The organism is Curvibacter microcysteis, from assembly GCF_028649455.1.
Classification (GTDB): domain Bacteria; phylum Pseudomonadota; class Gammaproteobacteria; order Burkholderiales; family Burkholderiaceae_C; genus Curvibacter; species Curvibacter microcysteis.
Genome location: NZ_JAQSIO010000003.1, coordinates 485,068 through 502,373, shown reverse-complemented (window position 1 = coordinate 502,373; position 17,306 = coordinate 485,068). Strand labels below are relative to the sequence as shown.

The 17,306-nt window shown below is 62.9% G+C and carries 20 protein-coding genes and 1 pseudogene; 5 read left to right on the top strand and 16 right to left on the bottom strand.

Annotation, left to right across the window (positions count from 1 at the left end; translation table 11 throughout):
* Positions 1-60 precede the first annotated feature (60 nt).
* The 12 genes and pseudogenes from PSQ39_RS10920 to guaB all read right to left on the bottom strand — a co-directional run bounded on the left by PSQ39_RS10920 (position 61) and on the right by guaB (position 11,107).
* Complete coding sequence (locus PSQ39_RS10920; RefSeq protein WP_273926794.1) at positions 61-846, bottom strand: anti-sigma factor; 786 nt, start codon at positions 844-846, stop codon at positions 61-63.
* A gap of 31 nt (positions 847-877) precedes the next feature.
* Positions 878-1,459 carry an RNA polymerase sigma factor gene (locus PSQ39_RS10915; protein WP_273926793.1) on the bottom strand — a complete coding sequence of 194 codons (582 nt, stop codon included), beginning with the start codon at positions 1,457-1,459 and terminating at the stop codon, positions 878-880.
* Between the two features lie 32 nt (positions 1,460-1,491).
* Positions 1,492-1,857, bottom strand: a complete 366-nt coding sequence (locus PSQ39_RS10910; RefSeq protein ID WP_273926792.1) for a c-type cytochrome — start codon at positions 1,855-1,857, stop codon at positions 1,492-1,494.
* An 85-nt stretch (positions 1,858-1,942) separates the two neighbouring features.
* Positions 1,943-2,518, bottom strand: coding sequence for a ferritin-like domain-containing protein (locus PSQ39_RS10905; protein ID WP_273926791.1), 576 nt, complete (start codon positions 2,516-2,518; stop codon positions 1,943-1,945).
* Positions 2,519-2,640: 122 nt separating this feature from the next.
* Entirely contained in the window at positions 2,641-4,299 is a 1,659-nt protein-coding gene (locus tag PSQ39_RS10900; RefSeq protein ID WP_273926790.1) for a methyl-accepting chemotaxis protein, read from the bottom strand.
* Between the two features lie 265 nt (positions 4,300-4,564).
* Positions 4,565-5,272 (bottom strand): anti-sigma factor, encoded by a 708-nt coding sequence (locus PSQ39_RS10895; RefSeq protein ID WP_273926789.1) that lies wholly within the window; start codon positions 5,270-5,272, stop codon positions 4,565-4,567.
* Entirely contained in the window at positions 5,269-5,832 is a 564-nt protein-coding gene (locus PSQ39_RS10890) for a sigma-70 family RNA polymerase sigma factor (protein WP_273926788.1), read from the bottom strand. Before PSQ39_RS10890 ends, PSQ39_RS10895 begins: the two co-directional genes overlap by 4 nt.
* A 50-nt stretch (positions 5,833-5,882) precedes the next feature.
* Positions 5,883-6,434, bottom strand: a complete 552-nt coding sequence (locus PSQ39_RS10885) for a DUF3455 domain-containing protein (protein WP_273926787.1) — start codon at positions 6,432-6,434, stop codon at positions 5,883-5,885.
* A 297-nt stretch (positions 6,435-6,731) separates the two neighbouring features.
* Positions 6,732-6,915 (bottom strand): annotated as a pseudogene (locus PSQ39_RS21770) (DMT family transporter).
* 88 nt (positions 6,916-7,003) lie between these two features.
* Positions 7,004-7,891, bottom strand: coding sequence for an FkbM family methyltransferase (locus tag PSQ39_RS10875; RefSeq protein WP_273926786.1), 888 nt, complete (start codon positions 7,889-7,891; stop codon positions 7,004-7,006).
* A gap of 111 nt (positions 7,892-8,002) precedes the next feature.
* Positions 8,003-9,622: a glutamine-hydrolyzing GMP synthase gene (gene guaA, locus PSQ39_RS10870; RefSeq protein ID WP_273926785.1), complete on the bottom strand. Its 1,620-nt coding sequence runs from the start codon at positions 9,620-9,622 to the stop codon at positions 8,003-8,005.
* Positions 9,623-9,637: 15 nt separating this feature from the next.
* Positions 9,638-11,107: an IMP dehydrogenase gene (gene guaB / locus PSQ39_RS10865; RefSeq protein ID WP_273926784.1), complete on the bottom strand. Its 1,470-nt coding sequence runs from the start codon at positions 11,105-11,107 to the stop codon at positions 9,638-9,640.
* Positions 11,108-11,212: 105 nt separating this feature from the next.
* On the opposite strand from guaB, the gene PSQ39_RS10860 reads away from it, so the two are divergent.
* Positions 11,213-11,734 (top strand): DUF4124 domain-containing protein, encoded by a 522-nt coding sequence (locus PSQ39_RS10860; RefSeq protein WP_273926783.1) that lies wholly within the window; start codon positions 11,213-11,215, stop codon positions 11,732-11,734.
* 27 nt (positions 11,735-11,761) lie between these two features.
* Here PSQ39_RS10860 and PSQ39_RS10855 read toward each other — a convergent pair whose 3' ends face one another.
* The gene (locus PSQ39_RS10855) at positions 11,762-12,118 is read right to left on the bottom strand and encodes an RnfH family protein (RefSeq protein ID WP_273926782.1); all 357 of its coding nucleotides are present in this window, start codon (positions 12,116-12,118) and stop codon (positions 11,762-11,764) included.
* A complete protein-coding gene (locus tag PSQ39_RS10850; RefSeq protein WP_273926781.1) occupies positions 12,111-12,551 on the bottom strand; it encodes a type II toxin-antitoxin system RatA family toxin in 441 nt (146 codons plus the stop codon). Before PSQ39_RS10850 ends, PSQ39_RS10855 begins: the two co-directional genes overlap by 8 nt.
* A gap of 124 nt (positions 12,552-12,675) precedes the next feature.
* On the opposite strand from PSQ39_RS10850, the gene smpB reads away from it, so the two are divergent.
* The 4 genes from smpB to PSQ39_RS10830 all read left to right on the top strand — a co-directional run bounded on the left by smpB (position 12,676) and on the right by PSQ39_RS10830 (position 15,176).
* The gene (gene smpB, locus PSQ39_RS10845) at positions 12,676-13,149 is read left to right on the top strand and encodes an SsrA-binding protein SmpB (protein ID WP_273926780.1); all 474 of its coding nucleotides are present in this window, start codon (positions 12,676-12,678) and stop codon (positions 13,147-13,149) included.
* Positions 13,150-13,237: 88 nt separating this feature from the next.
* Complete coding sequence (locus PSQ39_RS10840) at positions 13,238-13,654, top strand: COG4315 family predicted lipoprotein (RefSeq protein ID WP_273926779.1); 417 nt, start codon at positions 13,238-13,240, stop codon at positions 13,652-13,654.
* Between the two features lie 39 nt (positions 13,655-13,693).
* Positions 13,694-14,272, top strand: coding sequence for an RNA polymerase sigma factor (locus tag PSQ39_RS10835; protein ID WP_273926778.1), 579 nt, complete (start codon positions 13,694-13,696; stop codon positions 14,270-14,272).
* 16 nt (positions 14,273-14,288) lie between these two features.
* Entirely contained in the window at positions 14,289-15,176 is an 888-nt protein-coding gene (locus PSQ39_RS10830; RefSeq protein WP_273926777.1) for an anti-sigma factor family protein, read from the top strand.
* 93 nt (positions 15,177-15,269) lie between these two features.
* Here PSQ39_RS10830 and PSQ39_RS10825 read toward each other — a convergent pair whose 3' ends face one another.
* Together PSQ39_RS10825 and PSQ39_RS10820 are read right to left on the bottom strand one after the other, a co-directional pair.
* Complete coding sequence (locus PSQ39_RS10825; RefSeq protein WP_273926776.1) at positions 15,270-16,367, bottom strand: enoyl-CoA hydratase/isomerase family protein; 1,098 nt, start codon at positions 16,365-16,367, stop codon at positions 15,270-15,272.
* Entirely contained in the window at positions 16,364-17,239 is an 876-nt protein-coding gene (locus PSQ39_RS10820) for a DMT family transporter (protein ID WP_273926775.1), read from the bottom strand. Before PSQ39_RS10820 ends, PSQ39_RS10825 begins: the two co-directional genes overlap by 4 nt.
* Positions 17,240-17,306: the final 67 nt, after the last annotated feature.

Genomic DNA, 17,306 nt, shown 5'->3' with positions numbered 1-17,306 from the left:
ACGCATGAAAAGCGCCACTGGATGCAGGCCGCCAAACCGCCCCACCAGCCAGGCCTGGGCTCAGACGGTCTTGCGCACCCAAGGGCCCTTGAACAACACCGGCCCCTTCGGACCGCCGGCCTCAGGCACGCCTCCTTGGACCTCCAGGCTGATCGCCAAGACGGTCACACCGTCCACCCGGTCGGCCGCCACGGCCACCCGCTGCGGCCCCGAAGTACCGTCCAACACCGCCAAGGAGCGCACGCCGCCCTGCGCAGGAATCGCCCAAACTTGCAAAGAGTGACCCGGGGGAACGGCTTGCCCCTGCAGGTCTTGCAGCTGAAGCTGCTGGCGGCGCCCGTCCCAGCTGGCCAGCCAGGCGGGTTGATTTTGTGCATCCAGCAGCAAGGCCAGCGACTCTGATGTGGGCGCCTCTGCCGCCGAGCGGGCCTGCGTGCTTGAATCACTGCCGGCATGCCATGGCACCACCCACGCCAACAGCGCGAGGGCCAGCCCCGCGGCACTGAAGCCCTGCCACACCCAGAGCCGCTGCCACCATGGCGAGGATGGCGCCTGTTGTTGTCGTGCAAGACCCGTCGGTTTGCGGGCTTGCGCCAGGCGCTGCTCTTCGCGCTCCAGGCTCAGGGCCAACTCGATGCGCCGCCACACCACCTCAGGCGGGCGGACCACGGGTTGCAGCTCGGTCAGCCCCGCCAAACGCTCCCGCCATTCGCGTATGGCTTGACGCACTGGCGCCTGCGACCGGGCCAGTGCCTCAAAACGCCGGCGCGCCCCGCCCTGCAGGGTTCCCAGCCCATAGCTGGCCGCCAGCCGTTGCAACAGAATCTTGTTTTGGACGATGTTCACACCCGGCCTCCATCCATCAACAACGTGCGCATCATTGCCAAGCCCCCATGCACATCCGCAGCTGCTCCAACCCACGGCGAATCCAGCTTTTGATGGTCCCCAGCGGGAGCTTGAGCTGTTCAGCCAATTCACTGTGGCTGAGTTCACGGAGGTAGGCCAGGCTCAAGACCTCGCGCTGCGGCCCTTTGAGCTGATTCAAACACTGCTGCAAAGCGCGGGCTTGCTGGCTGGCATCGGCGCTGTGCAAAGGGTCGGGAGAATCCCCTTCCAGGGTGTCTTCGATCACCTCGTCCAATGGGTCAGTCAAGGGCGTGCGCTCGGCGTTGCGGCGGCGCAGCAGGTCCAGTGCCCGGCTGCGCACGATCAAACCCATCCACGCCAAAGGCGGGCTGAGGCTGGCCCGAAAGTCAGCCGCAGAGCGCCAAATGCTCAGGTAACTTTCCTGCAGCACATCTTCGGCCAGCTCGCCCACGCGCACGATGCGCAAGGCCAGCCCGTAGAAACGCGCCGAGGTGAGGTCATACAGCTGCTTGAGCGCCAGCTCATCACCCTGCGCCACACGGGCCAGCAGCGCTGTGAGCAGGGACTGCGAACTGTCATTGGGGGATGTCATGGCAAAGGTGGGGAGCAACGGTTGAATTCATCTTACAGAAGGGACGCCAGGTAGACGATCAGGTCCTGTCGCTCTTGGGGATCGAGCACCTGCTCATCCATGCCTTGGCCCGGCACCAGGGCCTCGGGGTCTCGCAACCACGCGTCCAATGTTTGCCGCGTCCACACCAAGCGGCTGGCACGCAGCGCTGGCGAATAGTCAAATCCGGGCACCGTCCCGGCGCGCCGCCCCAGCACACCGCGGTGCAATGGGCCGATGTCATTCGCGTCGACGGCATGGCAGCCGGAACAACGCGCCTGGTACAAGGTCTGCCCACGCAGCACGGGCACAGACTGGGCGGCGGCCGCACTCTGGGCTGCAGGGCCTGACGCCCCGCCAGCGCAGAGGCCTTGAGTCAAGACCAGCCCGCAGACCAGCACAGCCAGCCCTCGCCCCAAGCGTGCCTTGAAGGGCCAAAGCGGCCCCCTCCATGGACGCATGTCTTCAAGCGCCGAAGCTCAGTGCCTGGGTCGGCAGCGCCTTGCCCAGCGCGGACACCAAGACGGTGTAGTGCATCGTTTCATCCGCAGCCAGACGGGCCGCCACCTTGGCCAGATCGCGGTTGCCCAGGGATGGCAGCACACCCAGGTAGGCATTGGTGGCACCAAGCTCCAGGCGGGCGGCCAATTCCAAGACGTCGGATTGACTCTTCAAGGTGTTGGCCTTGAGCGCCATGGCGTAGTCGTCCAGTTTCTTCTCGCCGACAGCCTGCCCACCCAGCTTTTGGATGGTGGCCACCAGCGCATCCCGATGCGCCTTGTGGTGGCTTTGGAACAGCACGGCAACGTCCAACACCGGCTTTTGCAGCAAGCCACTGCCTGCGCCCAACTGATAGGCGTTGATGGCCTCGTGCTCCAAGGCCAGGGCCACATTGAGGATTTGCACATCTTTGGCCACATCGCCCATGGCGCCCTGGGCCAAGGCTTCGCGTCCGCCGAGCATGGCCACAGCCACAGCCGACAAGGTGGCACCGGCGCCCAGGAATTGGCGACGGGCAGAGGTTTGATGGAGTGCGTTCATGGGGTTTCCTGCTGATTGGGTTGGCGAGGCAACAAACAACGTTGACCTCTCCAACCAATACGCAGACACCCACCCCGCTGGATGCAAAACCTGACGGCGCAGTCGGGTATGGGGCGCGGCACTCAGGCGCGCAAGCGTGCCACCGAGGTGGTGCGGGCCCCTGCGCTGCCACCGCCAGAAGCCACCATCTTCAAAGACGCGCCCGACAACTCCGGCAGGGTGTCCAGTTTGAAATAGGACACCGCATGGCTCAAGGCCTGGGCCTGTTGGTTGAGACTTTGGGCGGCCGATGCCGTCTCTTCGACCAAGGAGGCGTTGTGCTGGGTATTCGTGTCCAAGCGCCCGATGGCCTCGTTGATTTGGCGGATGCCCTCGGTTTGCTCCATGCTGGACGAGCTGATCTCGCTCACCAGGGTTGAGAAGTGGCGCACCTGAACCACCACCGAATCAATGGTTTGCCCCACCTGGGCGGCCAGGGTGCTGCCACCATCGATCTCCTCCACACTGCGCAGGATCAAGGCTTTGATTTCCCGCGCGGCCTCCGCGCTGCGGCCCGCCAAGCCCCGCACCTCGGACGCCACCACCGCAAAGCCGCGCCCTTGCTCACCGGCGCGCGCCGCCTCGACCGCTGCATTCAAAGCCAGGATGTTGGTTTGGAAGGCAATGCCGTCGATGACCCCAATGATGTCGGCAATCCGGCGGCTCGACTCCTGAATGCGCGCCATGGAATGCACCATGTTTTGCACCGCCTCGCCGCCCTCGGTCGCCACAGTTGAGACGTCCCGGGCCAGCTGATCCGCCTTGCGCGCGTTCTCGGAACTGCCTTGAACCGCAGCGGTCAGCTGCTCGATGGAGGCCGCGGTCTCCTCCAGGCCCGAGGCCTGTTCTTCCGTGCGGGATGCCAGGTTGGCATTGCCCTGGGCGATCTGCTCAGAGGCACCAGCCACCGAATCCGTGGCCCCACGCACTTCCGCCAATGAAGCCTCGAGCTTGGCTTGCAAGCGGGTCACCGCCACCAACACACTGCGCTGCGACACGCCTTCAGGGACGTTGATGGCTCGCAAGTCCCCATCGGCGAGTTGCTCCATCAAATCATTGATTTCCTGGGGCTCGGCGCCCAAGGGTCGAACCACGGAACGGGTCAGCACCCAAGCCAAGGCAATGCTGAAGAGCAGCGACAACAGCATGAAGCCCAGCATGATGGCCTTGGCATGGGCAAAGTAGTCTTGCGAAGCTTCGGCCGTTCGGGTGGCCCCCTCCCGGTTGAGCGCAATGTCTTTCTCCAGCACCGAAATCAACTCGTTGAAGGCCTTGAAGCCCTCGCCAAAGGCCAGCGCCTTGGCCTGCGTAACCCCGTCGGGCCCCTGGCTGGACAGCGCCAAGACTTGAGGCGTCTTGTCAACATAGGTCTGCCAGGCCTTGGTGATCTTGTCAAAGAGCTGCTTTTCTTCCTCGGAATTGACCAAGGACGCGTACTGGGAAAGCTTTTTTTCAAACTTCACCCGCTCGCCCTGGATGGCTCTTTGCATCGCCGCTTTTTGTTCAGGGCTGTCCTCCAGCAGGTGGCGGAACTCAGCCCGGCGCACCAGGTTGGCCCCCTCTTTCAAGTCCCCCAGGAGATTCACACTGGGCAACCAGTTGTCTGCCAAGTCCACCGTGCTGGCGTTGATGCGTGACGCTTGGTGAAGGCTGATGCCGCCGGATACGACCATCAAGGTCAGGATCACAGCGAACGCGAAAGCCAGTTTGGCGCGGGTCCGAAGACGGTAAAGAAAGCCCATGACACTCCCCTCCTGAAAGCAAAAACACAGGAGCCGCCGTGCTTTGTCCCGAGCGACGGCGGACCGAAAGTACTTGCTTGATGTCCCTCAAGCTACTTTGTACGAAATAGTACTTTCGTGAGAAAAATTTGTCATACCAATCCCAGCGTGGTTGACTAAAAACAACATTTTTAGACTAACAAACCACAAAAAATCATATAAGCACCTAAGCCATTCTTCTGTCTCAGGCGGGTATGACCTTCTAGAACACGCCGCCAGGGCCACCTCAAATCACGGGCACCGCGCGCCCAATGAACTGAATGGGCCCGGTCGGCTTGTTGGTAGGTGAACCCGTCGCGGGCTCCAAGGTCAACTCAAACAGCTGATTGCTTTGCAACTGCGGCAAACGGTTGAGATCAATTTGGGTCTTTTTGCCAGGCTGGATCAAGCCCAGCGACACAGGCCCTTGCCAGCCGTCTGCCTTGGTCCAGAACTGCAAGGCCTTGTCGGGTGGCACCTCAAAACTGCCCAAGGGGATCAAATTGACGCGGCGGTCGTCACTGACTTGGACCACCCATCCCGGCGCCTTGTCCTGCGGCGCCACCAAAACCACCATGAACCGAGCTTCTGGCGCGGGACTTTGGGTGATCAACACCACGGCCATCGCCACTGTCGCCGTCACCGCGGCGAGCGACAGCCCGCGCCACCAAGCCACATTGCCCCACAGGCGTAACCACCAGGGCAATTGGGCTTGGACCAAATTCAAACTGCGCTCGATGCGCACCCACAAACGAGGGGCTGGTGCCAAGGGCTCAACCAGGTCGGTCAGAGGCAATAAGGCCTCTTCCCACTCGGTCACGGCCGCATCCAGCAACGGGTCGGACTGCCGCTGCCGCGTCAGCTGATCGCGCTGGGCGGCTGACAGCGTCCCCAACACATATTCACCGGCCAACACGTCGCGGCTGGGCTCGCTTTCAGGCACTTCGGTCGTCACTGCAAGCACTCCTTCAAAGCCGTGAGGCTGCGTTTGATCCAAGCTTTCACAGTGCCCAGCGGGGCGTCGACGCGTTGGGCGATCTCGGCATGGGACAAGCCGTCCAAGTAGGCGTGCAAGACACAGTTGCGGCGCACAGGCTCCAGGCGCTCAAGGCACAAGCCCATGCGCCCAGCGGTGTCCTGCCATTCAAATTGATCCTCCACATGGCGCCAAGCGGCCATGGAGGTCTCGGCATCCAGCGCCGCCCACGCTTCATCGGGGACATCGACTTCTCTCGCCCCATCACGCACGGCGTTCAAGGCCAGGTTGCGCGCCACGGTGTAAATCCACCCACGGGCGCTGCCCTTGCCCGGCTGGTAACTGCCGGCCCGGTTCCAAATATTGACGAAGGCGTCGTGCACGATGTCTTCCGCCTGAGGGAGATTGCGCACGATGCGCTGCACCACGCCCAGCAAGCGCGGGCTCTCCTGGGTGTACAAACGTTGCAGAGCCGCTCCCTGGCCGCGTGCACAGGCCGCCAGGGTGGCTTCGTAGTCAAATGCTTCTTCGGGTGGCATGCGTTCAGGTTAGCGCATGAAGCCGGATCACGGCGTGGCCGGCTTCAAGTTCATTGCACTTGCCAAAAGATGTAGTCGGCTTGGTAGCCCACGATTTGTTTCTGGCTGGCTTGCGCCTGCGTGCAAGGCGCCGTCGGTGCAACGCCACCTTGGGTGGCCACCCGTTGGATGTAGGCCACGCCCTGCATGGCGCCCATGCCCATGGCCGGGTTGGCCTTGACCAGTTGCAGCGGCAGGTTGCCAGCACCACCATGCGCCACCGCCAGTTGGGTCGCCGTGACCTTGGAGCCATCCATGGCCTCCCAAGTGGCCGGCGGGCCGTAGTACTTGCCAATTGGCTGACCCTGGCGGGTCATCAGTTTGGCGTCCGGGCCCACAAAGACCCATTCGAACTGATCGGCCATGTCCTTCTTGGCACGGCATTCGTAGGTGATCTCGCCCTTGCCCACAGTCTCCAGCACGACCTTGTGGCCCGTGGGCACCTTAACGGATTCAGGCAGGCTGGCCTGATCAAAAGCAGAGGCAGTCAGGGGAGAAAGCACCAGGCCTGTGGCGACAGCGGCGCAGAGGTGCTTGAAAGCAAAGCGGAAGTGGGTCGTCATGTCGGTTCTCGCAATCCATCAGAAGGTTGAGGGGGTTGTCATTCAGCGGCCAAAGCCCCTGACATGAAGTACTACCCGGCAGCCATCGATTTGGATGCAGCGCGACCGAAAAAAAGACACTAGTGGCGCACGGGGAGAACGACGCATAGAAACTGCGCTGCCCTTGATTCAGGAAATGATCAACTTGGAACACCTCACCAAGATGACCACCCCCAGCAGGATCAGCGCCATGCCGATCAAGGCTGGCCCAGCCAGCACTTGGCCGTCCATCCAACAAGCAAGCCAAGAAACAAGAACTCAACCCAACCCGGACCAGAGCGCATAGGCCACGCCAACAGGCGTGGTTTGCAGTGCGCATGAAAAAATAGAACGCGCAGCCATAGCCCAGCACTGTGAGCAGGCTGGGCGCCACGCGAGTGAAGGACTGTGAACTTTTCAGGGCGGTAGTGGCCAAGGTTTCAGCCACCATGACAATCCCCAAATAGAGTTAGCCGAGCTTCATGGTTTAAGTGGTGCCAGAGCCCAAAGGGCGAGCACTTGAGGCCCAAGCCGGCGTGACACCTATGCCGTTAAGCCAGGGAAGGAAACAACACCGTGCTGCGAGCAGGGTCCACAAAGACGAAATTGTGCACCCCCAGGGTGTCCACACCTGTGGCCTCAATCCTGGTGACCTCTTCACGCGAAACCCGGCGGGACTGAGGCTCTGCGGTCAGGGCTTCATAGCCACACTGCCAAAACTGCTCGAAGGTTGCCAGCAGATGGGGATTGACGTCGACACCCTCTGGCTGGTGCTCAGCCACCGAAATTTCAACGAACCAAATTGGTTTGACCTGGGCCTTGAGAAGCAGACTGGCGCCTTGCAGCATGCCGAACTCTGCGCCTTCGATGTCGACGATGACCAGGGGGCCCTCGTTTTCAAAGCGCGCACCCAGCACGGAATCCAGCGTGGACATGGGGACCAGGGTAGAAAAATGTTGTCCCGCCCAGCCCTTGACCAAAGAGGCACCCGTGCCCCCTCCAAAGATCTCAATGACGCCTTTGCTTGAGGACAGCGCCATGGGAAAGCACTCGAACTGGTCACCCCAGCCGTTGGAAACCACGTTGCGCAGCAAGTAGCGTTGGTTCGTCGGCATCGGCTCGAAGGCCACAACTGGCTTGCCTTGCTGCAAGGCCAAGCAGCAGTAGTAACCGATGTTCGCACCAATGTTGATGACAGCGGGCACATGCGCCATCAAACGTCCGATCAGGGCTGTTTCCACCGGCTCAAATTGACCACTCTCCATCAATGGGTTGCCCACAAACTGAAAACCCAGTTGATGACTGCTGGGTTGACGGTGCAGCTCACGTTCGTCACGCCAATGGCGGTAGAGACTGGCGAGAAAGGGCGATTTCTCGATCAATGGTTTGATGGTTCTCAAAAATCCCGACATGCCCTGCCACCCCTGGTCTTTACTCATTCAAAGCCACATCTGACAGGCGTTGGCCCTGCCTCGTCACGCCAATCTTGGGCGTGAGGCCCTGCGGGCGACGATGCGACATCGGCACCTGCCCGCCCCTTTGCGCTGCACTCACTCCCACTCAATCGTCGCCGGTGGCTTGGAGCTCACGTCATACGTCACGCGGTTGATGCCGCGCACTTCGTTGATGATGCGGCCAGACACCTTTTTCAGCAGCGCATAAGGCAGCTCGGCCCAGTCGGCGGTCATGAAGTCACTCGTTTGCACGGCACGCAGGGCCACCACGTAGTCGTAGGTGCGGCCGTCGCCCATCACGCCCACGCTCTTCACCGGCAGGAAGACGGTGAAGGCTTGGCTGGTCAGGTCGTACCAGGTCTTGCCCGTGGCGTCATCGCGGAAGTTGCGCAGCTCTTCGATGAAGATCGCATCGGCGCGGCGCAGCAAGTCGGCGTATTCCTTCTTGACTTCACCCAAGATGCGCACGCCCAAACCCGGGCCCGGGAAGGGATGGCGGTAAACCATTTCGGGCGGCAGGCCCAAGGCCACGCCCAATTCGCGCACTTCGTCCTTGAACAATTCGCGCAGCGGCTCCAGCAGCTTGAGGCCCAATTGCTCAGGCAGGCCGCCCACGTTGTGGTGGCTCTTGATGGTGACGGCCTTCTTGCTCTTGGCGCCGCCCGATTCGATCACATCAGGGTAAATCGTGCCCTGGGCCAGGAAGGTCGCGCCCTTGCTGGAGGCATTGCCCGCCTTGAGCTTGGCCGCCTCCGCCTTGAAGACGTCGACAAACAGGCCGCCAATGATCTTGCGCTTGGCTTCGGGCTCGCTGACACCCGCCAGTTTGCTAAGGAACAGCTCGCTGGCGTCCACACGAATCACCTTCGCGTGCAGCTTGCCTTCGAACATGTCCATCACCATGTCGCCCTCATTGAGGCGCAACAAGCCGTGGTCAACGAACACGCAGGTCAGTTGGTCGCCGATGGCGCGGTGGATCAGGGCCGCCGCGACGCTGGAGTCCACGCCGCCCGACAGGCCCAGGATGACTTCTTCGTCACCCACCTGCTCACGGATCTTGGCCACCGCTTCACTGATGTAGTCGCCCATGATCCAGTCAGGGCGGGTTTCGCAGATGCCCAGCACAAAGCGCTCCAACAAGGCCGCGCCTTGCTTGGTGTGGGTCACTTCCGGGTGGAACTGCACCGCGTAGAAACCGCGCGATTCGTCGGCCATGCCAGCGATGGGGCAGCTCTCGGTGCTGGCCATGAGCTTGAAGCCCGGGGGCAGCTCGGTGACCTTGTCACCGTGGCTCATCCACACGTCCAACATGCCATGCCCTTCGGGCGTGGCGAAGTCCTGGATGCCTTCGAGCAGCTTGGTGTGACCCCGCGCACGCACGGCGGCAAAGCCGAATTCGCGCTTGTGGCCACCTTCGACCTTGCCACCCAGCTGGTGTGCCATGGCCTGCATGCCGTAGCAGATGCCCAACACCGGAATCCCCAGATCGAAAACAGCCTGCGGCGCCTTGTCAGTGGTCTCTTCGTAGACGCTGGCATGGCTGCCCGACAGGATGATGCCCTTGAGTTGGCCGTCAGCGGCGTACTCGCGGACCCATTCATCGGTCACGTCGCAGGGATGAACCTCGCAGAACACATGCGCCTCACGCACACGGCGTGCGATGAGCTGGGTGACCTGAGAGCCGAAATCGAGGATGAGAATTTTTTGGTGTTGCATCGCGGGGCGGCTGACTTACTCGGCGCGGTAGTTGGGGGCTTCTTTGGTGATCTGAACGTCGTGCACGTGGCTTTCGCGGATGCCGGCCGAGGTGATCTCGACAAACTCAGCGCGTTCGTTCATTTCTTGGATGGTGCCGCAACCGCAGTAGCCCATGCTGGCACGGATGCCACCAGCCATTTGGTACACGATCGAGACCATCGAGCCCTTGTAGGGCACGCGACCTTCAATGCCTTCAGGCACCAGCTTGTCCGCATTGGGGTTGCCAGTGCTGGACTCCTGGAAGTAGCGGTCAGCGCTGCCTTGCTGCATGGCGCCAATGCTGCCCATGCCACGGTAGCTCTTGTAGCTGCGGCCTTGGAACAGAATGACTTCGCCCGGCGCCTCTTCGGTGCCTGCGAACATGCCGCCCATCATCACGGTGGACGCGCCAGCGGCCAAGGCCTTGGCGATGTCACCGCTGTAACGGATACCGCCGTCGCCAATCAAAGGCACGCCCGTGCCCTTGAGCGCGGTGGCCACGTTGTCGATGGCCATGATCTGGGGCACGCCCACACCCGCCACGATGCGGGTGGTGCAGATCGAGCCCGGGCCGATACCGACCTTGACCGCGTCGGCACCCGCCTCCACCAGAGCCAGCGCCGCGGCGCCGGTGGCGATGTTGCCGCCGACCACTTCAATGTGCGGGTAGTTTTGCTTGACCCAGCGCACGCGGTCGATCACGCCCTTGCTGTGGCCGTGCGCGGTGTCCACCACGATGGCGTCCACACCGGCCTTGACCAGGGCTTCCACGCGCTCTTCGGTGCCCTCACCCACGCCCACGGCAGCGCCCACACGCAGGCGGCCCGACGGGTCGCGTGCAGCATTGGGGAAGCTGGTTTGCTTGGTGATGTCCTTGACCGTGATCAGGCCCTTGAGCTCAAAAGCCTCGTTGACCACCATCAGGCGTTCGAGCTTGTGCTTGTTGAGCAGCGCCTTGGCTTCGGCCGGCGTCGCGCCTTCCTTGACCGTGATGAGCTTCTCGCGCGGGGTCATGATCTGCGAGACCTTGACGTCGTAGCGGGTCTCAAAGCGCAGGTCGCGGCCAGTCACGATGCCGATGACCTTGCCACCGTCGAGCACAGGAAAGCCAGAGATGCCCAATTGCTCGGACAGCTGCATGACCTGCAGCACGGTGTGCTCGGGGGTGATGACCACGGGATCGCGCAACACGCCGGACTCGTAGCGCTTGACCTTGGCCACATGGGCAGCCTGTTCTTGCGCGGTGAGGTTCTTGTGAACGATCCCGATACCACCTTCCTGGGCGATCGCAATCGCCAGGCGGGCTTCCGTCACCGTGTCCATGGCGGCAGACACCAGGGGCAGGTTCAGGGTGATGTTACGGGTGAATTTCGTGGCGAGGGAAGTGTCCTTTGGCAGGACTTGGGAGTACGCTGGCACCAACAACACATCGTCGAAGGTGAGCGCTTTTCCGAGAAGGCGCATGTCAAAGCTCCAAAAGAAGGATTGTAGCCGCCCTCGCGGTCTCTTGCCGTGGACGCGGTCCTGAGGCGTCCGTGCAAAGCCAAACCAGCGCGATAAACTCAGGCCATGAGAACCCTCCCGCTCCTCCTCAGTGCTGCCTTGTTGCTGGTGACCACGACTGCGTCTGCCCAATGGATGTGGGTGGACAAAGACGGACGCAAGGTGTTCAGCGACCGGGCGCCGCCCAGCGACATCCCAGCCAAAAATGTGTTGCGCCAACCTGGCATGGCGCCGCGCACCCAGGTCGAAGACAGCCCGGCAGCCAAGCCCAGCCAGGCCGGTGTGAGCAGCAGTGGCGACGCCACGTCCAACCGAGAAGGCGGCAAGGGTGCCCTGGACAAGGTGGTCGAAGAGCGCAAGCGCCAAGCTGAGGCCGCCGCCCAACAAAAGCAACAGGCCGAAGAAGCCAAGGCCGCCAGTGCCAAATCAGAAAACTGTGCGCGCGCGCGTCAAAACCTGACCACGCTGCAGTCCGGCATCCGCATCGCCCAAGTCAATGAAGGCGGCGAGCGCAGCTACCTCGACGATCAGGCCCGCTCCGCCGAACTGGCTCGCGCCCAAAGCACCATCAGCAGCGACTGCCAGTGAGGTGCCCCCCGGATCCGCGAGCCCAGGTCAGGCGCCGTAACCCGATTTAGCGCCAGCGCGGCGCTGCGCAAACAAGCCCGTGCCGCGCGCACCTTGTTTGGCAAAACGCTCTCTGCGCGCCACCTTGGGGTCCACCACCAAGGGGCGGCACAACTCGATGCGGTCGCCCTCGCGCAGGGCTTGATTCATCGGCGTTTTGCGCCCCCAAACACTGACCGTCAAACAGGTCAGGTCGAGCTCAGGGCAATCGGCCAGCAGGCCACTGCTGCGCAGCGCCTGCATCACCGAGGCCGAGGCGTCGATGCGCAACCCGCGCACCAGCACTTCGCGCGGGCGTGGCGAGTAGGCAACCTCAATGTTGATCTTGTCGCCGCGCTCAGCCATACACCTGCTCGGCGCGTTTGACGAAGGCGTCCACCAGGCTGCCGGCGATCTTGTCGAACACCGGCCCGACCAGGGCGGCCAGCGCCCGATTGTCAAAGCCATAGCGCAGGCTCAGTTCGACCTTGCAGGCGCGCTGCGAGCCATCGCCCACAGGCAGGAAGTGCCAACTGCCCTCCAGGCTGGAAAAAGGCCCTTTGACCAATTTCATGTCCACCTGGCGATCGGACTGGTGGCTGTTGGCGGTCACAAAGGTTTGGCGCACGCCGCTGAAGGAGATACCCACCTCGGCCGTCATGCCCCCCTCGTGCGTGTCCAGCACGCTGGCATGGTCGCACCAGGGCAAAAATTGGGGGTAGCTGGCCACATCGGTGACCAACTTGAACATTTCCTGGGGGCTGTACCAGATCAGAACGGACTTGTTGACTGTTTTCATGAATTTGCGGCCCCGAACCCCCACAGGCCTCCGGTCGACACCAAGGCACCTAAAATTACGGGTTCAGGCGCAATGGATTGTATTGAGGCCTTTGATTCATTTGTTGTAGCCTCATCTGGACACCATGGCGAAAAAACCCGAAACCTCCTCCCGCATTGCAGACAACAAGAAAGCGGCCTTCAACTATTTCTTTGAAGAACGCTTCGAAGCCGGCATGGTGCTGCAAGGCTGGGAAGTCAAAGCCGCCCGCGAAGGCAAAGTGCAGCTCACCGACGGCTATGTGGTCATCCGCGACGGCGAGCTGTACGTGCTGGGCTGCATGATCAACCCGCTCAAGTCGGCCTCCACCCACGTCAACCCTGACGCCATCCGCACCAAAAAGCTGCTGATGAAAAAGGACGAAATCAAGCGCTTGATCGGCAAAGTCGAACAAAAAGGCTACACCCTGGTGCCCATCAACCTGCACTGGAAAAACGGCAAGATCAAGTGCGAGATCGCCCTGGCCAAGGGCAAGGCAGAACACGACAAGCGCGACACCATCAAGGACCGCGAAGGCAAGCGCGAGGTCGAACGCGCCATGAAGAGCCGCAACCGCTGAAAGAAATATTTTTCAGCCGCTGGAATAAACAGCGCGGCGCCGGCGTTTACCCCTTTGCAGACTTCCTGCAAGCTTTGGAGAACCCACGATGACGACCGCTCGCTTCAACTTCAGCCCCGTCTGGCGCCCCGCTCTGGCCGCCACCCTCCTGGCCAGCGCCCTGCTGGGCGGCTGCGCTTCGATGTCCGGTGCGCCGAGCGCCCCCACCAAGCTCGCCGATGGCGTGCTGACCGGTCCCAACGGTATGACGCTCTACACCTTTGACCGCGATGTGGCGGGCAGCGGCAAATCGGTCTGCAACGGCCCCTGCGCCACCAACTGGCCGCCGCTGATGGCCACCGACAGCGACAAAGCCACGGGCGATTACACCGTGGTGACCCGAGACGATGGCAAGAAACAATGGGCGCTCAAGGGCAAGCCGCTGTACTACTGGGTCAAGGACACCAAGCCCGGTGACAAAACAGGCGACGGCTTCAACAAGGTCTGGCAAGTCGCCAAGCCCTGAGCCCCCTGCCCCGACCTGATGCGTTGACCCCAACACGCCATGGATCCTCAGGCCCTCAGCGAACACATTCCCCGGTTGAGGCGCTACGCACGCACCTTGACCGGTGACCGCTGGGCTGCCGACGACCTGGTGCAAGACACGCTGGAGCGGGCTTGCACCAAATGGCGCTTGTGGGCGGTGGGCAGCGACCTGCGCGCCTGGTTGTTCACTTTGATGCACAACCTGCGCGTGAGCCAGCTGCGCCGAAACGGACTCGAGCTGGTCAGCGCCAGCACGGGCGCCCAAGAAGCACAACAGGCCTTTCTGGAGGCCACAGGCCCCGAGCCTGGCGGGGATTGCGCCCTTGACTTGCAGCGCTGCCTGCTGCGGCTGCCCGCCGAACAACGCGAGGTTTTGCTGCTGGTCAGCCTGGAAGACCTGAGCTACGAACAAGTGGCGCGGATCACCCAGGTCCCCGTCGGCACGGTGATGTCGCGCCTGTCCCGCGCCCGCGCGCGCCTGCGCGAGTTGCTTGATGCCCCCGCCACCCGGCCAAACGACAGCGCAGCCGGTCCCCAGGCCCACGATGCCCCTGCACGGGCCAAGCCCCCCGTCGCCCTGCTGCGGCAGGTTCAATGAGCCTCACGTTCACGCCATGGATCCCTCGCACGCCCCGCCCCACCAGCAGCCAGCCTCCAGCCCGCTGGAAGACCGCCTGCATGCCTGGCTGGATGGGCAATTGCCGACGGCAGAACAGCCCGCCCTTGAGGCCGAGCTGGCTCAGCACCCGCAGGCCCAGGCCACACTGCAAGCCTGGCAAGCCCAGCGCCAAGCCCTGCGCCAATTGCATGCCGAGGTTCTGGACGAACCCATTCCCCCCGCCCTGAGCGCCACCCTGTTGCGGGCCAGCCAGCAGCGCACCCAAGCACTCAGCCAGTGGCGCTGGGCTGGTTTGGCCGCTGGCTTTGTGTTGACGTTTTCAGCGGGATGGCTGGCACGCAGCCACACCCCCAACGAAGCTTCGATAGCGCAATGGGGCCGTGCCCCAGGCGCTCTGTCCCAAGCCGGTTTGCAACGGTTTTCACAACAAGCGGGTGTGGCCCATGCGGTGTATTCCCCAGAGGTCAAACACCCGGTCGAGGTCGACGCCAGTCAACAGCAGCACTTGGTCCAATGGCTGTCCAAGCGGCTGGGCCGCGCGCTGACCTTGCCCGACCTGTCGAGCCAGGGTTACAGCCTGGTGGGCGGGCGCCTGCTGCCTGGCGAAAACGGGGCCAGGGCCCAATTCATGTACCAAAACCCCCAAGGACTGCGGCTCACCTTGTACCTTGGCGCGGTGGACACAGGCGCCACCCCGACCAAGGACAAGCCGGTCCAGCGCGCGACAACGCCCAACGACCAGGAGACCGCCTTCCGCTTTTCCGAGCAGGGCCCGGTGCCCTCGTTCTATTGGGTCGACCAGGGTTTTGGCTATGCCTTGTCCGGTCCCTTGTCACGCCAAGCCCTGCTGAGCTTGGCCACGCTGGTCTACCAGCAGCGCTGAGCGCGCCGTTGCACCGGCCACCACGCCCCGCACGGCGCAGGGGCTTGAGGTCACGGCGTCCGGTGAGGCACCAAGCGGCCGAGGCCGCGGGTCTTAAACCAACTCGCGCAGCGGGTGCTGTGCGGCGGGCCAGGGGCTGGTGAAGAACTCAGCCACCAAGCTGGCGGGCACGTCTTCGACACGGGCCGGGTTCCAGCGCGGGCTGTGGTCCTTGTCGACGGCCAGGGCGCGGATGCCCTCCACCGTTTCGCTCTGACCCGGACGCAGGTGGAAGCAGCGGTGCACCAGATCACGCTCCATCTTCAGGTCTTCGGCCAAAGTTTGGCTGCGGGCGCGGCGCACTTGCTCCAACACCACTTCCAGCATCAAGGGCGAGCGCTTGCGCAAGGTGGCGCCCGTGGCACGGGCCCAGTCTTGGCGATCTGCCTCGAGGCTCTGCACGATCGCCTTGGCATCGGCCAGGGCAAAGAACTGGTCGATCTGCGCCCGCACGTCAGCGGTGGTGGCCGCCGCGGGGGCCGCCTCGAACTGCTGGCCCAGCCAGGCCTTGAAGCCTGCGCCATCGGCCCACTGCTGGGCGCCTAGAGCATCCCACAGGCCGGCCTGGCGCTCGGCACTCAGGAAGTGGTCGGCCAAGCTGAAAGCGATGGCGTCGCCCGCCCCGATGGTGTCGCCCGTCAGCGCCAACCACTCACCCACATGACCGGGGCAGCGGCTCAGGAAGTAGCCGCCGCCCACATCGGGGAACAGGCCAATGATGGTTTCAGGCATGGCCATCTTGGTGCGCTCGGTGACGATGCGCACGCTGCCGCCCTGGCTGATGCCCATGCCGCCGCCCATGACGATGCCATCCATGAACGCGATGTAAGGCTTGGGGTAGCTGTGGATCAGGTGGTTGAGGGCGTATTCCTCGGTGAAAAAAGCCTCCAAATCGGCATCGCCCGTGGTGGCAGCCTGGTGCAAAAAGCGGATGTCGCCGCCGGCACAAAAAGCACCAAAAACACCGTCTTTGTTGCTGCCCCGGATGGCCACGCCCAGCACCGCCGGGTCGGCCGCCCAGGCCTTGAGCGCCACGGTCAGATCACGCACCATGCCCAAAGACAGGGCATTGAGCGCCCGCGGGCGGTTGAGGGTGATGAAGCCGACCTGCCCACGCAGTTCGGTCACGATGTCGCCATTGAAAATGCTCATGTTGTCTGCTCCTTCCAACCTAATAATTCGTTGCACACCAGGGCCGCGATGACCAGCGACCCGCCGGCCAGCACCTCAGGCGCGGGCCGCTCTCCGGCCCCGGCCCAAGCGAGCAGGATGCCAAAAATGACTTCCAGCAAGGCCAGCAGCGCCACCTCGGGCGCCTTCAGCACGCGCGCACAGCGCACCGCCAGAACGCAGGGAATGGCCAGCTGCAAAACGCCCAGCAAGGCCAGCAGGCCCAGGTCCGATGCCGAGGCCTGAAACGGAAACGCCAGCGGCAAGGTCGTCAGCGCGGAAATCAGCGCCCCCACCAACACGGCAGGCACCAAATCAACGTCATGGCCCTGTGCATGGGAGCGCTGAACCACGGACCAATTGACCGAGGCGGCCAGGGGCACGCACAAGGCCACCAGGGTGCCTTGCCATTGACCACCAGCCATTTGACTGCCGTACATCCAGGCAATGCCCACGCCAGCGGCCGCGATGGCCAGCCAGGTGCGCGGCAGGATGCGGTGACGTAGAAACACACGGGCAATCAAGGCGGTGCACAGAGGCCCCAGGGACATGGTGACCAGCACATTGGCCACCGAGGTCAGCGTCATGGCCACCATGAAGGCCGTGAACATCACGCTCCAGCAAAAGCCCGACACCCACAAAGCGCGCCCGCCTTGGCGCATGTTGGCAAACACCGCCCGGCCCTGCACCAGCGGCAGGATGGCCAACAAAGCCAGGGCGTTGAACAGGCTGCGCCAGAAAGTCACCTCAAAGCTCTGGGCGTGCTCCAGGTGGCGGGTCACGACACCAGCAATGGACCACATCAGGGTCACGGCCACCATTAACAGGACCGCTCGGGAATGCGTAAGTCTCATGAATCAACAAGAAAACGGGCCGACATGCGGCCCGTTGGGTACTGGCCCGGAACAGCCCGGGTCGAGT

What these genes read in the sequence shown, in the direction of transcription:
- PSQ39_RS10915 (WP_273926793.1), bottom strand. Translation starts at nt 1,459, where the DNA reads ATGACATCCCCCAATGACAGTTCGCAGTCCCTGCTCACAGCGCTGCTG.
- PSQ39_RS10905 (WP_273926791.1), bottom strand. Translation starts at nt 2,518, where the DNA reads ATGAACGCACTCCATCAAACCTCTGCCCGTCGCCAATTCCTGGGCGCC.
- PSQ39_RS10900 (WP_273926790.1), bottom strand. Translation starts at nt 4,299, where the DNA reads ATGGGCTTTCTTTACCGTCTTCGGACCCGCGCCAAACTGGCTTTCGCG.
- PSQ39_RS10890 (WP_273926788.1), bottom strand. Translation starts at nt 5,832, where the DNA reads ATGCCACCCGAAGAAGCATTTGACTACGAAGCCACCCTGGCGGCCTGT.
- PSQ39_RS10885 (WP_273926787.1), bottom strand. Translation starts at nt 6,434, where the DNA reads ATGACGACCCACTTCCGCTTTGCTTTCAAGCACCTCTGCGCCGCTGTC.
- PSQ39_RS10875 (WP_273926786.1), bottom strand. Translation starts at nt 7,891, where the DNA reads ATGAGTAAAGACCAGGGGTGGCAGGGCATGTCGGGATTTTTGAGAACC.
- guaA (WP_273926785.1), bottom strand. Translation starts at nt 9,622, where the DNA reads ATGCAACACCAAAAAATTCTCATCCTCGATTTCGGCTCTCAGGTCACC.
- guaB (WP_273926784.1), bottom strand. Translation starts at nt 11,107, where the DNA reads ATGCGCCTTCTCGGAAAAGCGCTCACCTTCGACGATGTGTTGTTGGTG.
- PSQ39_RS10860 (WP_273926783.1), top strand. Translation starts at nt 11,213, where the DNA reads ATGAGAACCCTCCCGCTCCTCCTCAGTGCTGCCTTGTTGCTGGTGACC.
- PSQ39_RS10855 (WP_273926782.1), bottom strand. Translation starts at nt 12,118, where the DNA reads ATGGCTGAGCGCGGCGACAAGATCAACATTGAGGTTGCCTACTCGCCA.
- PSQ39_RS10850 (WP_273926781.1), bottom strand. Translation starts at nt 12,551, where the DNA reads ATGAAAACAGTCAACAAGTCCGTTCTGATCTGGTACAGCCCCCAGGAA.
- smpB (WP_273926780.1), top strand. Translation starts at nt 12,676, where the DNA reads ATGGCGAAAAAACCCGAAACCTCCTCCCGCATTGCAGACAACAAGAAA.
- PSQ39_RS10840 (WP_273926779.1), top strand. Translation starts at nt 13,238, where the DNA reads ATGACGACCGCTCGCTTCAACTTCAGCCCCGTCTGGCGCCCCGCTCTG.
- PSQ39_RS10835 (WP_273926778.1), top strand. Translation starts at nt 13,694, where the DNA reads ATGGATCCTCAGGCCCTCAGCGAACACATTCCCCGGTTGAGGCGCTAC.
- PSQ39_RS10830 (WP_273926777.1), top strand. Translation starts at nt 14,289, where the DNA reads ATGGATCCCTCGCACGCCCCGCCCCACCAGCAGCCAGCCTCCAGCCCG.
- PSQ39_RS10825 (WP_273926776.1), bottom strand. Translation starts at nt 16,367, where the DNA reads ATGAGCATTTTCAATGGCGACATCGTGACCGAACTGCGTGGGCAGGTC.
- PSQ39_RS10820 (WP_273926775.1), bottom strand. Translation starts at nt 17,239, where the DNA reads ATGAGACTTACGCATTCCCGAGCGGTCCTGTTAATGGTGGCCGTGACC.